The 14274-nt window shown below is 75.8% G+C and carries 14 protein-coding genes; 13 read left to right on the forward strand and 1 reads right to left on the reverse strand.

Going from position 1 to position 14274, the window contains the following annotated elements; translation table 11 throughout:
* Positions 1-568: 568 nt before the first annotated feature.
* The 8 genes from ssd to ACFVUY_RS02525 all read left to right on the forward strand — a co-directional run bounded on the left by ssd (position 569) and on the right by ACFVUY_RS02525 (position 6458).
* Positions 569-1693 (forward strand): septum site-determining protein Ssd, encoded by a 1125-nt coding sequence (gene ssd / locus ACFVUY_RS02490; RefSeq protein WP_387726833.1) that lies wholly within the window; start codon positions 569-571, stop codon positions 1691-1693.
* Positions 1693-3030 carry a TadA family conjugal transfer-associated ATPase gene (locus ACFVUY_RS02495; protein ID WP_387726835.1) on the forward strand — a complete coding sequence of 446 codons (1338 nt, stop codon included), beginning with the start codon at positions 1693-1695 and terminating at the stop codon, positions 3028-3030. Before ssd ends, ACFVUY_RS02495 begins: the two co-directional genes overlap by 1 nt.
* A complete protein-coding gene (locus ACFVUY_RS02500; protein WP_387726837.1) occupies positions 3027-3173 on the forward strand; it encodes a hypothetical protein in 147 nt (48 codons plus the stop codon). Before ACFVUY_RS02495 ends, ACFVUY_RS02500 begins: the two co-directional genes overlap by 4 nt.
* Complete coding sequence (locus ACFVUY_RS02505) at positions 3170-4204, forward strand: type II secretion system F family protein (protein ID WP_387726839.1); 1035 nt, start codon at positions 3170-3172, stop codon at positions 4202-4204. Before ACFVUY_RS02500 ends, ACFVUY_RS02505 begins: the two co-directional genes overlap by 4 nt.
* A 122-nt stretch (positions 4205-4326) precedes the next feature.
* On the forward strand, positions 4327-4977 hold the full coding sequence (locus ACFVUY_RS02510) for a type II secretion protein F (RefSeq protein WP_387726841.1): 651 nt from the start codon (positions 4327-4329) through the stop codon (positions 4975-4977).
* Between the two features lie 53 nt (positions 4978-5030).
* Complete coding sequence (locus tag ACFVUY_RS02515) at positions 5031-5303, forward strand: DUF4244 domain-containing protein (protein WP_387726842.1); 273 nt, start codon at positions 5031-5033, stop codon at positions 5301-5303.
* Positions 5304-5436: 133 nt separating this feature from the next.
* The gene (locus ACFVUY_RS02520; protein ID WP_387726844.1) at positions 5437-5937 is read left to right on the forward strand and encodes a TadE family type IV pilus minor pilin; all 501 of its coding nucleotides are present in this window, start codon (positions 5437-5439) and stop codon (positions 5935-5937) included.
* On the forward strand, positions 5925-6458 hold the full coding sequence (locus ACFVUY_RS02525) for an Rv3654c family TadE-like protein (protein ID WP_387726846.1): 534 nt from the start codon (positions 5925-5927) through the stop codon (positions 6456-6458). Before ACFVUY_RS02520 ends, ACFVUY_RS02525 begins: the two co-directional genes overlap by 13 nt.
* Here the strand turns inward: ACFVUY_RS02525 and ACFVUY_RS02530 are convergent.
* Positions 6453-8918: a DEAD/DEAH box helicase gene (locus tag ACFVUY_RS02530; protein ID WP_387726848.1), complete on the reverse strand. Its 2466-nt coding sequence runs from the start codon at positions 8916-8918 to the stop codon at positions 6453-6455. The two genes, ACFVUY_RS02525 and ACFVUY_RS02530, sit on opposite strands and share 6 nt — an antisense overlap.
* A 222-nt stretch (positions 8919-9140) precedes the next feature.
* On the opposite strand from ACFVUY_RS02530, the gene bldG reads away from it, so the two are divergent.
* The 5 genes from bldG (at position 9141) to ACFVUY_RS02555 (ending at position 13999) form a co-directional block, all read left to right on the forward strand.
* A complete protein-coding gene (gene bldG / locus ACFVUY_RS02535; RefSeq protein ID WP_049659132.1) occupies positions 9141-9482 on the forward strand; it encodes an anti-sigma factor antagonist BldG in 342 nt (113 codons plus the stop codon).
* Positions 9483-9641: 159 nt separating this feature from the next.
* Positions 9642-10061: an ATP-binding protein gene (locus tag ACFVUY_RS02540; RefSeq protein WP_359902044.1), complete on the forward strand. Its 420-nt coding sequence runs from the start codon at positions 9642-9644 to the stop codon at positions 10059-10061.
* A 525-nt stretch (positions 10062-10586) separates the two neighbouring features.
* Positions 10587-11369, forward strand: coding sequence for a hypothetical protein (locus tag ACFVUY_RS02545; protein WP_387726850.1), 783 nt, complete (start codon positions 10587-10589; stop codon positions 11367-11369).
* Positions 11370-11719: 350 nt separating this feature from the next.
* A complete protein-coding gene (locus ACFVUY_RS02550; RefSeq protein ID WP_387726852.1) occupies positions 11720-13252 on the forward strand; it encodes a methyltransferase in 1533 nt (510 codons plus the stop codon).
* 288 nt (positions 13253-13540) lie between these two features.
* Positions 13541-13999, forward strand: coding sequence for a DUF3592 domain-containing protein (locus ACFVUY_RS02555; RefSeq protein WP_387726854.1), 459 nt, complete (start codon positions 13541-13543; stop codon positions 13997-13999).
* The last annotated feature ends 275 nt before the right edge of the window (positions 14000-14274 follow it).

The following is a 14274-nucleotide window of genomic DNA, read 5'->3' on the forward strand; positions in this document are numbered from 1 at the left end:
TGGATAGACGACCCCCGCTCTCCCCCCCGGCGGGGGTCGTCGCACGTCCGGGGCCATTTTCAGGGCTTGAACGCCCCTCGCGGCGCGTTCGCCGCCGTCGTGCCGACGGGTTCCAGGGGGTGTCGTCACCTCGGCCCGCCGATCGACTTTCGTCACTCTGCGTTGCCATTTGCTCAGGTTCGTCGGAGATCGAACGGCTGGTTCCGATCGGTGCCGCGGGCCCGCTCGGAAGCGGTCTCGGGAAGGTGTCGAGCACTCGTCGGGAGTGCCTTCGAACGGGATGCGGAGGGTCGCCGGTTCATCTCGGTGACCTCTTTTCGTCAATTCTTCACCGATTAACCCCCCGCCCGGGTGAACGTTTTCCTCCACAGGCCACGAGTTATCCACAGGCAATCGGAACTCGGATGACGGAATCCGGATCTCCCCCCACCGTGATGTCCGGCGGCGGTCGCCGGACAGGGCCTCACCCCTTCCATCCCCAGAGGATCTGTCGGGCGGCCGTCCGCCGGAACCGTCCGACGTGCGCCGCCGGCCACCCCGGTGGCCGGCGGCGCGGAGGGGAGAATCCATGTCGACGCCGATCGCCGACCACATCACCGCCGAGGGCCCCGCGGTCGCCGGGCCGCTCGTCGTCACCGAGGACGACGGCCTGGCCGAGCACCTGCTGCGGATCTGCGCGGCGGCGGGCACCGAGCCGAGGCTGGTCCGGGGCGCTCCGCCGACGCGGGAGCTCTGGGAAGGGGCCTCACTGGTCCTGGTCGGGGACGACCAGGCCGTCCGCTGCTCCGGGCTGGGGCGGCGCGGCGGGGTGCTGCTGCTCGGGCTGGACCTGGACGACCCCGGGGTGTGGGTCAGAGCCGTCCAACTCGGGGCCGAGCACGTGCTGTTCCTGCCCGACGCCGAGGCCTGGCTGCTCGACCGGATCGCCGACGCGGCCGAGGGCGTCGGCTGCCCGGCGGTCACCGTCGCGGTGCTCGGCGGGTCCGGCGGGGCCGGAGCCTCGACCCTGGCCTGCGCGCTGGCGGTCACGGCCGCGCGGGCGGGCCGGCGGACGATGCTGCTGGACGGCGATCCGCTGGGCGGGGGCCTGGACATCCTGCTCGGCGGCGAGCGGGTCAGCGGGCTGCGCTGGCCCGATCTGGCCGGCTCCCGCGGGCGGGTCAGCGGGGCCGAGCTGGCCCGGGCACTGCCGGCGCTCAAACGGCTCTCCTCGCTGTCCTGCCTGTCCTGGGACCGCGGCGACACCCTGACGGTGCCGCCGGAGGCCATGCGCAGCGTGCTGGCCGCCTCCAGACGGCGCGGCGGGCTGGTGGTGGTCGACGTACCCCGCCACCTCGACGCGGCCGCCGGGCAGGCGCTGGAGCAGTCCGACCTGGCGCTGCTGGTGGTGTCGGCCGAGCTGCGCGCGGTGGCCGCCGCCGACCGGGTCGCGGCGGCGGCCCGGATGAGGCTCGGGGACGTCCGGGCCGTGGTGCGCCCGGCACGGGCCGGCGGACTCCCGGCCCGGCAGATCGTCCGCGGGCTGCGGTTGCCGTTGGCGGGAGAGCTGGAGCCGGAGCCGGGCCTGGCCCAGGACGTCGTGAAGGGCGTCCCGCCCGGGAGCCGGGAGAGCGGCCCGCTCGCGCGCTTCTGCGCGAGCTTCCTGAACGAGGTGCTGCCGCCGGTGCCGGCGGTCGGAGGAGGTGTGTACTGATGGTCCGTCTGCGCAGAACGGTCCTCCGGACCGGCTCGCCCGAACCGGGCGGCGGTGCGCGGGAGCACCGGCCGCTGCGGAGCGTGCCGCCGCCCGGCGGGCCGCCCGAGCCCGCGCACGAGCCCTGCCCGTACGGCCGGACGGCCCGCGAGCAGCGCACGGCGGCGCTGGTGGACGCGGTCCGGCTGCGGCTGGCCGAGTCGGGGGCCGCCCCGACGGCGGGCTCGGTCGCCGCCGCGCTGCGGGCCACCCGCCCGCCGCTCGGCGGGGACGAGGTCCTGGACACCGTGCGCTCGCTGCGCGCCGAACTGGTGGGTGCGGGCCCGCTGGACCGGCTGCTGGCGGCGCCCGACGTCACGGACGTCCTGGTGAACGGTCCGGAGGAGGTGTGGGTCGACCGTGGCGGCGGCCTGCAGCGAGCCGACGGAGTCCGCTTCGCCGACGCCGCGGCGGTGCGGCGGCTGGCCCACCGGCTGGCCACCGCGGCCGGCCGGAGGCTGGACGACGCCCGCCCGTGGGTGGACGCCCGACTGCCGGACGGCACCCGGCTGCACGCCGTGCTGCCGCCGATCGCGGCCGGCTGCACGCACATCTCGCTGCGGGTCTGCCGTCCCCGGCCCTTCACACTCGACGAGTTGGTGGCGGGCGGGTCCCTGCCGCCGGAAGGCGCGCAGCTGCTGGCGGGCATCGTGCGGGCCAGGCTGTCGCTGCTGGTGTCCGGTGGGACGGGCTCCGGGAAGACCACGCTCCTGTCGGCCCTGCTCGGCCTGGTCGGGCCGGACGAGCGGATCGTGGTCGCCGAGGACTCCGCCGAGCTGCAGCCGGCCCACCCGCACGTGGTCCGCCTGCAGAGCCGGCCGCCCAACCAGGAGGGACTCGGCGAGTTCACCCTGCGGGACCTCGTTCGCCAGGCGCTGCGGATGCGCCCGGACCGGCTGGTGATCGGCGAGGTCCGCGGCGCCGAGGTGTCGGACCTGCTGGCCGCGCTGAACACCGGGCACGAGGGCGGCTGCGGCACGGTTCACGCCAACACGGCGGCGGACGTGCCGGTCCGACTGGAGGCCCTGGGCTCGCTCGCCGGTCTCGACCGGCCGGCGCTGCACAGCCAACTGCGGGCCGCGCTCGACGTGGTGGTGCACCTGGTCCGCGACCCGGGCTCGGGGCGGCGCCGGGTGGCGGAGATCCACACGCTGACCGGAGCCGGTGACGGGTCGGCCGTGACCATGCCCGCGGTGGCCTTCCCGGCGGCCGGCGGCCTGCGTCCCGGTGCGGGCTGGGAGCGGCTGATCGGACTGCTGGCGGCACGCGGGGTGTCGCTCGGGCCGGGGCGGCCGTGATCGCGGTGACGGTGGCCGGGTCGGCGAGTGCGGACGCGCGGGCGGTGGAACTCGCCTTCGCCCTGCTGCTGAGCGGGTGCGCCGTGGGCGCCCTGCTGCTGCTAGGCGCTGCGGGGCGCAAGGATCGAGGAGGACGGAAGTGAACAATGTGACGCAGAGTCGGCCCGACTTCTGCTGGGCCGCGGTGCTGTGCCTGGTGGCCGTCGCGGCGTGGCGTGCGGTGCAGGAGCAGTTGCCGGGCGGGCGGCGCTCCAGGCTGGTGCTGGCGGGCAGCGGGCCGCCGGTGCCAAGGGTTGGCCCGGAGACGGTGGTGCGGGCCCGGGGTCGGCTGCCGGGGTTCCTGGCACCCGAACTGCTGCTCCTGCCGGCGGGACTGGCCGCCGGGCAGGCCACCGCCTCGCCGGTGCCGGTGCTCGCGGCGGCCCTGGCCGTCCTGCCGCTGCGCAGGTGGCGGTCGCGCAGACGCCTGGCGGCGGAGGCTCGACAGCGGGCCGCGGCCGTCGTGGAGCTCTGCGCCGGCCTGGCGGGGGAGTTGCGCGGCGGGGCGACACCGGAGCAGGCGCTGCACCTGGTGACCGCGCGGCTCGCCGCCGACCCGGCGGGGCTGCGCGGGCTCGGCGAGGAGTCGGTGGCCCGGCTGGCCGCGGGCCGCTACGGCGGGGACGTGCCCGCCGCGCTGCACCTGCTGGCCGAACTGCCGGGCGGCAGTGGGGCCGCGGCCATCGCGGCCTGCTGGCGGGTGGCCGCGGACAGCGGGTCGGGGCTCGCCGCCGCGCTGGACCGGGTCGCCGAGGCGCTGCGCGGCGAGCGGGCGCTGGCGGAGGAGATCGCCGGGGAACTGGCCGGGCCGCGCGCGACGATCGCCGTCCTGGCAGCGCTGCCGGGCATCGGGCTGCTCCTCGGCGCGGCGCTCGGGGCGCACCCGTTGGAGGTCCTGCTGCACACCCCGGCCGGGCTGGGCTGCCTCGTGGCGGGGGCAGCTCTGGAGGGCCTGGGCGTGCTCTGGACGGCACGCATCGTCCGTGCGGCGGCCCACGGAGGGCTGGAGGATTCCCCGGGGCGGCGCGAGCGAATTCGAGCCTCCGGCCGTACGGTGCCCGGCCCTTGGGCGAGCGGGCGGGTCTGCGGGCTGTCGCGGGTGCGCGCACGGGCGCTCGGGGCGGTGGCGAGGTGATGCGGGGCATCGAGTGGGTCGCACTCGCCCTCCCGGTGGGCGCGGCCGCTGTGGGGTGGACATCGGTGCGCGGCCGGGTGAGGCGCCGGCGGGTGCTCGCCCGGACCCGGGACGGAAAGGGGGTGGCAAGGCGAACCGGGCTGACGGCCACGGACGTTGGGCGCCGACGCCGGGTGGTGACAGCGGCCGTCGCCGGGCTCGCGGCGGCGGTGCTGCTCGGTGGTGGCACCGGACTGGCCGTCGGGGCGCTGCTGGCGGTGGGCGTTCACCGGTGGTCGGTCCGGGCGCGGTCGCCGGTCGACCGCCGGGAGGCCCGTGACGAGGAACTGCTGACCAGGCAACTCCCACTGAGCGCCGAGCTGTTGGCGGCCTGCCTCGGGTCGGCGGCGCTGCCTTCGGACGCCGTGTCGGCGGTGGGCCGGAGTGTGGGTGCGCCGCTGGGTCCCCGGCTGGTGGCGATCGGGGCCGAACTGGCCCTGGGCGCACCGCCGGAGCTGTGCTGGAGCCGACTGGGTGAGCAGCACCCGCCGTTGGCGCCGCTGGCGCGCTGCCTGGAGCGCAGCAGCCTCGGGGGTGTCCCCGCCGCGGGCCCGCTGATCGGGCTGGCCCAGGGGCAGCGCACGGCGGCTGCCCGCGCGGCCCACGCCCGGGTCCGCCGGGCGGCGGTGCTCGCCACCGCGCCGCTGGGGCTCTGCTTCCTCCCGGCCTTCGTCCTGATCGGCGTGGTGCCGGTGGTCGTCGGCCTCACCAGCCGCTTCGCGCAGGCGATGTGAACAAGAGCCGGATGTACGGACATCGACGGACAACGATCGAACAGGAGGATCTCATGACCGCAGTGATCGCGATCAGGACCGGTACCGGGCGGTCGCTCCGCCCGCTGGCCGGGGCGTGGCGGCGGAGGAGCCGTCGGGCAGCCTGGCGGGTGCGCAGGGTGGCCCGGCTCCGGGGCCGCTCGGACGCCGGGATGACCACGGCCGAGTACGCCGTCGGGACGCTGGGCGCGTGCGCCCTCGCGGCCGGGTTGTACAAGGTGGTGACCAGCGAGGCCATCACGGGTGCGTTGACCGACATGCTGGTGCGGGCGCTCCATGCCACCTAGGACAGACCGTCGAACCCCTGCCGGTCGGCGGGCCGGGGCCGGGAGGCCCCGGCGCGCAGGCGCACCCCGTGGGGCGGTCGTCGACCGCCGACGGTCCCCGGCCCGGCGGCCGGGAGTCGCTCCCGCCACCGCCTTGCGCGGCACGCTCCTCGACGCCGCCCCGCCCGCGCTCCCGGTGGGTGACCGGGGGCTGAGGACGGCTTCCGGCCGGGCCGGGGAGCGCGGCGCCAGTCGGGCGTGGCCGCTGCGGCCGCGCGGCGACGCGGGCTTCGTGACCGCGGAGACGGCGGTGGCGCTGCCAGCGCTCGTCCTGCTCGCGGCGATGCTGATCTGGGGCGTGCTCGCGGCGGCCACGCAGATCCGCTGCGTGGACGCCGCCCGGGTCGGCGCCAGGGCGGCCGCACGCGGGGAGACGGACGCCGCCGAACTCGCCCGCGCGGCGGCACCGGCGGGCGCGCAGGTCCGGGTGGCCTTGGCGGCCGACACGGTGCGGGTCGAGGTGGAGGCGCCGTGCGCGGGGCCGGGAAGGCTCGGCGGGCTGCTCGCCGTCCGGCTCAGTGCGGCGGCCGTGGCGGCGCGGGAGGACGTCCTGGTGGCGGTCACGACGGGAGGTGGTGGTCCATGGCCGTCCTGACCGGGCTGCGGGAGACGGCGGAGCGGGTGGCACGCGCCCGTGCGGCCCAAGCCGTCGCGGCGGGTGGGCGAGGGCCGGACGCCGGCTCGGCGACGGTCTGGCTGCTCGCCCTGGCGATGCTGGGCACGGCGGTGTTCGCCGGGACGATCGCGGTCGGCTCGGTGGTCGCCTCCCGGCACCGGGCCGAGTCGGCGGCCGACCTCGCGGCCCTCGCCGCGGCGGACCGGCTGCTGCTGGACCGGGACGGCGGCTGCGCCCGGGCCGCCGCGATCGCCGCCGCGCAGGGCGCCGGACTGGTGTCCTGTGCGGTCGACCGGTCGGCGGACGCCGTCGAGGTGGTGGCCGAGGCGGACGTCCGCGGGCTCCCGGCCCGGCTGCCGGTCGGCCCGGCGCGGGCGAGGGCCCGGGCCGGGCCGGTACGGGCCCCGGTCACCGGCCCCGAGGACGTGCCGGACGCCGGGCCGGTCGGGGATCCGAGCGAAGCTCCGGGCGGAGCCCCGAGTGCGGCGGCGGTCTCATGAACGGGCCGGCGCTCCACCGTCCGGTCCCGGGGCCGCCTCCGGCGAGTCCGGCGCCTCCGGACCGGCGCCCGTCTCCGAAGCGTCCGGAGCGTTCGGAGTCTCCGGGCCGTCGGGCGCCTCCCGTCCGTCCTGCGTCTCCGCGGTTCCGGCGGCCCCGGCCAGCAGGACGTCCAGGAGCCGGACGGCGGCGGCCTTGTCCAGCGGGTCGTTCCCGTTGCCGCACTTGGGTGACTGGACGCAGGACGGGCAGCCGCGCTCGCACTCGCAGGAGGCGATCGCCGTCCGGGTGGCCGTCAGCCACTGGACCGCCCGCCGGAAGCCCCGTTCGGCGAAGCCGGCCCCGCCCGGGTGGCCGTCGTAGACGAACACGGTCGGCAGGCCGGTGTCCGGGTGCAGCGGAACGGAGACGCCGCCGATGTCCCACCGGTCGCAGGTGGCGAACAACGGCAGCAGTCCGATCGAGGCGTGCTCGGCGGCGTGGGCGGCGCCGGGCAACTGGTCGGGCGGGATGTCCGCGTCGAGCAGCTGGTCCTCGGTGACGGTCCACCAGACCGCACGGGTGCGCAGCGTGCGGGGCGGCAGGTCGAGCTTGGTCTCGCCCATGATCTCCCCGGTGGAGATCCGCTTGCGGAGGTAGCCGACCACCTGGTTGACCACCTCCACCGAGCCGAAGCTGAGCCGGCCCTCGCCCCATTCCACGGTGGTGTCGGTGTCCAGGACGGAGACGGAGGTGATGTCGCGGGCGGCCGTGGTGTACGGCGGGTCGGCCGGTTCGACCAGGGCCACGGAGTTCTCCAGGTCGAACTCCCGGACCAGGTAGGTGCGGCCCTGGTGGAGGTGGACGGCCCCGGTGTGGACGCTGGTGTGGGCGGCCGCGGCGTCCACCGTGCCGAGCAGGCGGCCGGTGTCGGCCTCGACGATCTGAACCGGACTGCCGCCGCTGCCGCGCAGGTCCACCGCGTCGGCCGCGCGCTCGCGACGGGTCCAGTACCAGGAGCCGTCACTGCGCCGGCGCAGCAGGCCGCGCCGTTCCAGGACCGGGAGCAGCGGTGCGGTGGACGGCCCGAACAGTTCCAGGTCGGCATCGGTGAGCGGGAGTTCGGCTGCCGCCGCGCACAGGTGCGGGGCGAGCACGTGCGGGTTGTCGGGGTCGAGCACGGTGGCCTCGACGGGCGCCGCGAACAGCGCCTCCGGGTGGTGCACCAGGTAGGTGTCCAGCGGGTCGTCCCGGGCGATCAGCACGGCCAGCGCGCCCTGGGCCTCCCGGCCCGCCCGGCCCGCCTGCTGCCAGAGCGAGGCCCGGGTGCCGGGGTAGCCGGCCATCAGGACGGCGTCGAGGCCGGAGATGTCGACGCCCAGTTCGAGAGCGGAGGTGGAGGCGAGGCCGAGCAGTCGGCCGGTGTGCAGATCGCGTTCCAGGGCGCGGCGTTCGTCGGCGAGGTAGCCGCCTCGGTAGGCGGCCACCCGTCCGGCGAGCGGGCGGTCGAGCTGGTCCTGGGCCTGGAGCGCCACGAGCTCGGCGGCACGCCGGGAGCGGACGAAGACGACGGTGCGGATCTCCCGCTCGACCAGGTCGGTCAGCAGGTGCGCGGCCTCGGCGGTCGCGGTGCGGCGCACGGGCGCGCCGTGCTCGCCGACGTTCTCGGTGAGCGGCGGCTCCCAGAGGCCGAAGACCATCGGCCCGCGCGGCGAGGCGTCCTCGGTGACGGCGACGGCGGGCAGGCCGGTCAGCCGCCGGGCGGTCGCGGCCGGGTCGGCGGTGGTGGCGGAGGCCAGCAGGAAGGTGGGTGACGAGCCGTAACGGGCGCAGATGCGACGCAGCCGCCGCAGCACCTGGGCGACGTGCGAGCCGAACACGCCCCGGTAGCTGTGGCATTCGTCGACGACCACGTAACGCAACGCCTTGAGGAAGGAGGACCAGCGGGCGTGACCGGGCAGGATGCCCCGGTGGAGCATGTCCGGGTTGGTGAGCACGTAGGAGGCGTACTGGCGGACCCACTCGCGCTCCTCGGTCGGGGTGTCGCCGTCGTACAGGGCGGCGCGGACCCTCGGCGGGGCGAGTTCGGCCGCCCGGCGGCGCTGGTCGGCGGCGAGCGCCTTGGTCGGAGCCAGGTAGAGCGCGGTGGCGCCGCGGCCGTTGCGGGCCTCGGTGCCGTCGAGGAGATCGGTGAGCACCGGTGCCAGATAGCCCAGCGACTTGCCCGAGGCGGTGCCTGTGGCGATCACCACAGTCTGGCCGCTTTTGGCCAGATTCATCGCTTCTGCCTGGTGCGCCCATGGCTGTTCCACCCCGAGGGCGCGTGCCGCGGCCACGACCTCCGGACGGATCGAGTCCGGCCACGGTGAATAACGTGCAGGTCGGGCGGGAAGGTGCTCCGTATGGGTGAGCCGGTCGGACCGCCCCCGGCCGGTGGCCAGGGTCGTGAGCAGTGCCTCGGGCGGGCTGTGTCGGGGCGGCATGGGGACCCAGTGTGTCACCGGCGTGACGGAGAATCGTCGTAAGCCATCGTGCGGGCATGGCCGCAGGTGGTTGAATGTGGCCGTGACGGCCGTATGGCCGTGGGTCGCAGCGCTGAGGCTTGCCACGCGTTGGCTGGGCGCGCCCGGGCTCGCGACCATGCGGTGGCGGCCGTCCGGCCGAGGATCGCACATGACGTAGCAAGGCAAGGTGCTGGAGGTTCCGTGGACCTGTCCCTGTCGACCCGTTCAGTCGGCGATCGTACGGTCGTCGAGGTTGGCGGCGAGATCGATGTGTACACCGCCCCGAAGCTGCGGGAGCAGCTGGTCGAGCTCGTCAACGACGGCAAGTACCACCTCGTCGTCGACATGGAGGGCGTTGACTTCCTCGACTCGACCGGCCTCGGTGTGCTGGTCGGCGGTCTGAAGCGGGTGCGCGCCCACGAGGGCTCGCTGCGCCTCGTCTGCAACCAGGAGCGCATCCTGAAGATCTTCCGCATCACCGGCCTGACCAAGGTCTTCCCGATCCACACCTCGGTGGACGACGCGGTCAACGCGACCGACTGACGCGGCCGGGCCGGCCCGGGTGGCCGGCCCGCTCGTTTCCTCGCGTCCGGGAGCCCGGGCCCGTGCGGCCCGGTGCGTCCTCGGACGCCCCTGGGCCGGTTCCGCCGGCCCGCAGGGGCCGGACCTCCGGCCCCGGTCGGAGCACCCCGAGGGGGAGAGATGGCAACCGTCGAACTTCGATTCAGCGCGCTTCCCGAGCATGTGCGGACGGCCCGACTGGTCGCCGCGGCCGTCGCCAGACGGGCCGGGGTCGACGAGTCGGTGCTCGACGAGGTCCGGCTCGCGGTCGGCGAGGCGTGCTCCCGCGCGGTCGGGCTGCACCAGCGCGGCGGCATCGGCGGCACGGTCCGGGTCGCGCTGACCGATCAGGAGAAGCGTTTCCTCATCGAGGTCGAGGACGAGGCCGGCCCCGCCGCCGTCCCGGCCTCCGGCGCCGCCGAGGGCGGCGACCCGGACGAGGACACCCTGGGCCTCGCCGTGATCACCGGCCTGGTCGAGGACCTGGAGGTCACCAACGGCACGGACGGTGGCCTGATCCGGATGAGCTGGCCGGTCTCGGTCCCCTCCGTCGCGGTCTGAGGCGCCGCCGGCGCCGCTTTCGCGTTTCCGCACGCCCCCGAGGACTGGAGTCCGGTTCCCGGGCAGACGCCGACACGTGGTGATCCCGGCGGTCGGCTGCTCCAGGACGACCGGGTCCGCTCGTCGATCGGGCCTCGTCGCGATGGACGGCGTCCGGGTGGGTTCGCATCCCGTCACCCGGACGACCGGGCAGGCCACCGGGACATCGCCAGGCGCCTCGACCTGCGAAGCGTTCCGGGCCGAGCTGCCGGCCAGCCGTCGGCGGGCACCCGGGGCGAGGAGGTCCGCGTCTGCATGCCCGTAGGCCGGCTGTGCGAGGACGCGCCCTCCCCTGTCGGCGCAGCAGCAGCGGCCGACCTCGCCCGTCGTTCCGCTCGACAGCGATCCCGCACGACATCGAACATCGGCACGGGCAGCAGGCAGCGGGCGGCAGGCAGCGGGGGAGGGAAACCGGAAATCGGGGAACGGACACCGGCCGTGTAGGTTCGACGACCGATGACGACCGAAACCGAAAGGCTCCTCCCGGTGAACAAGCGACTGCTGGCCGTACCCGCCCTCGGCGTGCTGCTCGCGTTCGGTGCCGTCGGCTGTGGCGGCGACGACAACAACAGCAAGCAACTGGAGTCCTGGGCGTCGACCGTCTGCGGCGCCGCCAAGGACCCGATCTCCCAGGCGCAGGCCGCGCTCGCCGACACCGGCCAGGTGAAGACCGGCGAGGTCCCCGCCGACCTCCAGAAGCGGCTCTCCACGGACATCGGGCGGCTGGCCAAGACCAACCAGGACATAGCCGCCGCCATCGACGGTGCCGGGGCGCCCAAGGTGCAGGACGGCGCGACCCTCCAGAAGGACACCGTCGACGAGCTGAAGAAGGCGGCCGACGGCTACGTCGAGGTCCAGAAGAAGCTGGACGCGCTGCCCAACACCGACCAGGCCAAGTTCGCCGACGGGCTGCGCAGCGTGGCCGACCAGGTGCAGCAGCTGGCCTCGCTCTCCACCCAGGCGCAGAGCAAGCTCCAGCGCGGCGATCTCGGCGCGGCGATGGCCAAGCAGGAGGGCTGCAAGCCGTCCCCGACCACCGCCCCGACCGGCGGTGCCACCGGTGGTGCGGGTGCCGGCGCGAGCGGTACCCCGGCCCCGGGCGGTGCGGGGACGACCCCCGCCCCCGGCGCCACCGACACCCCGGGCGCGCCGGCCACCACCCCGGCGCCCGGCGCGACCGACAGTGCGAGCCCGGCCGCTGCCGGTGCGACCACCGCTCCGTCCGCCCCGGCGGGCACCCCGGCGAACCCCGCTCCCAGCGCGAGCTGAGCCCCGGCGGACCGCACGATCCGACGCGCCCGCCCCCGAAACCGGCCCGTCCCCGGCCCGTCCCCGGCCCGGACCGGGCTGGTGATGGGCGGCGCGTCGGCCGTGACGAAGTCACGCGGGCGGGGGCGCCCTCGTGGAGCCGCCGGCCCTGCCCGCCGCCGGCCCCCGTGACCGCGAGCCGCCTCCGCGAGCCGCTGCGAGCCGCCGCCGGCCGCCGCTGAGCGACTCGGCGCCCCCGGCAGGGCGGCGCGCGGTGGCTCCCGGGGGCGTGCGTGGTGGTGCGGGCTTCCGTTTGATGGCCGCGGGGCGCAGCGGCGGCCGCGGGGTGGGCGCCGGGGGACAATGGCGGGGTGATCAGTAGCCCCGTTCTCGACCCGACCCGCCTCGCCAAGTTCCGCGAGGCGCTGCTCGCCGCCTCGTTCACCGCCGATGGGTGCCTGGACCTGCTCGGGCCCACCGGCTATTCGGCGTTGGCCCGCAGCGAGGCGGTCCCGGCACTGCGGGCGACCCGCGGTGGCAGCCCGCTGGAGACGCTGGTGCGGCTGTTCCTGCTCCAGCAGCCGGTCCCGTACCGGGCGGCCGCCGCCGCGCTGCCGGTGGAGGACTGCCTGGCGGACGGCTGGCTGCGCCCCGACGGCGATCTGGTGCGCGCCACTGTCGACGTCCGGCCGTACGCCAACGAGGTGGCCGGGATGCCCAGTTCGGATGCCTGGGTGGTTTCCGACCTGGGCTGCGCGGTGGGCGGCGCGGGCGGCATCGGCTCCGGCGAGACCGCGCACGGGGTGGCCCGCAAGGACCTGGTGCTGGGCGTCGGCGGTGCTTCCACCACGCTGGCGAACATCACCGTGCGCCGTCCCGTCCGGGCCGCGCTGGACCTCGGTTCGGGCTCCGGTGTCCAGACGCTGCACGCGGCCCGCCACGCCGGGACCGTCACCGCCACGGACCTCAATCCGCGCGCGCTGCGCTTCACCGAGCTGACCCTGGCGCTGTCCGGTTTCGACAACACCGAGGTGTCCACCGGAAGCCTCTTCGAGCCGGTCGGGGAGCGGAAGTTCGACCTGATCGTCTCCAACCCGCCGTTCGTCATCTCGCCGGGCGGCCGGTTCACCTATCGCGACGGCGGCATGGCCGGGGACGACCTGTGCCGCAGCCTGGTCCGCTCGGCCGCCGACCACCTGGAGCCCGGCGGCTACTGCCAGCTGCTCGCCAACTGGCAGCACGTCCAGGGCGAGGACTGGCAGGAGCGGCTGACCGGCTGGGTCGCGGGCACCGGCCTGGACGCCTGGGTCGTCCAGCGCGAGGTCCAGGACGTGGCCCAGTACGCCGAGTTGTGGCTGCGCGACGGCGGTGACCACCGCGGCCCCGGCGGCGACTACCAGGCCCGGTACGGCGAGTGGCTGGACGCCTTCGAGGCGGGCCGGGTCGAGGGCATCGGGATGGGCTGGATCACCCTGCGGGCGAGCGGCGCCGAGCGTCCGACCATCCGGGTGGAGGAGTGGCCGCACCCGGTGGAGCAGCCGCTGGGCCCGCACATCGAGGCCTGGTTCGACCGGCAGGACTTCCTCCGCTCGCACGACGACGCGGGCCTGCTCGCGGCCCGCTACGTGCTGGCCGACGAGGTGGTCCAGGAGCAGGTCGGCGCGCCGGGCGCGGAGGACCCGGAGCACGTGATCCTGCGTCACAACCGGGGCATGCGGCGCGCCACCAAGGTGGACACCGTGGGCGCCGGGTTCGTCGGGGTCTGCGACGGGACGCTGTCGGCGGGCGAGATCGTGGACGCCATCGCGCAGCTGCTCGGCGAGGACCGGGTGGTCCTGCGGGACCGGGTGCCGGAGTCGCTGCGCCTGCTGACCGAGCAGGGGTTCATCGACCCGGTCCGCTGAGGCCCGACGTTCCACATCCGACCCGACGCGTCCTGACCCGTCCCGGCCCTCCGTGGCCGGATTCACCCCGCCCGGTTGTGCCGTGCCCGGATTCACCGTGTCCGGAGCCCGGCCCTCCGTGACCGCACCCGCCGGGACCTGACCGGCTCACCCGCCGGGACTGACCGGTTCACTCGCCCGTACCCCCTGGTTCGTCCGGCCGCCGCCGGGTGGCTGTCTCCCGTTGGCTCTCCGCTGTGAAGCTCTATCCACAGGCTGTGGACAGAGTTGGGGAGCCGGGGGCCAGGGGTGGACACGACGACGGCGATGGTGGGCGGGTCGGTGCTCGCCCTCTTCGGTGGCGTGCTGCTGCTCTGGTGCGCCGCCGAGGTGGGGTTGCGCCTGCGGGTGCGCCGCCGGGGGGCGTCGGCGGTGGCCACCGTGATGGCCGAGGACGACGTGCACGGCCAGCTGGACAGTGCTCCGCTGCTCTCCTTCTCGGTGCCGCCCTCGGTCGGCGGCGCCGGCGCGTGCGGGATCGCCGGGCTGGTGATCGCCCGTCCGCGGGGGCACACCCCGCTGCGCCGTCCGGACCGCTTCGCGCCCGGAGCCTCGGTGCGGATCTGTTACGACCCGCGGCGCCCGAGCAGGGTGGTGCTGGCCGCGGGGGAGGTCGGTCGGGCTGCCGTCGTGGACCTGCTGTGGAGCGTCCTGGGCGCGGGCTGCCTGGCGGCGGGCGCCGGGCTCCTGGCCGTGGCCGGCGGCTGAGCCTCGTTCCGCCCCCGCCCCGCGCCCGCTCCACCCCCGCCCCGCAAGAACCCGTCGATTTTCCGTTGACAGATCTTGAAATCCGTCATTCCATCCTCCGGAACCTGCCGAAGGCCCCCCTCCGCGGGGCGCGAACCTCCGTCATCGGGTTACCGTTCGAGTGGCGTCGGTGAGCCCGGCAAGTGAAAAAGCGGGATCCGTCCGTTTGACAAGGGTGGCCGGGGTACGGTCACACTCCGCTGGTGGGGGTGTCGTGCCGCGGCAGCCCCGGGGCG

Origin of the sequence: Kitasatospora sp. NPDC058063 (genome assembly GCF_042885395.1) — a bacterium.
In the GTDB taxonomy this organism is placed as follows: Bacteria; Actinomycetota; Actinomycetes; order Streptomycetales; family Streptomycetaceae; genus Kitasatospora; species Kitasatospora lactacystinica.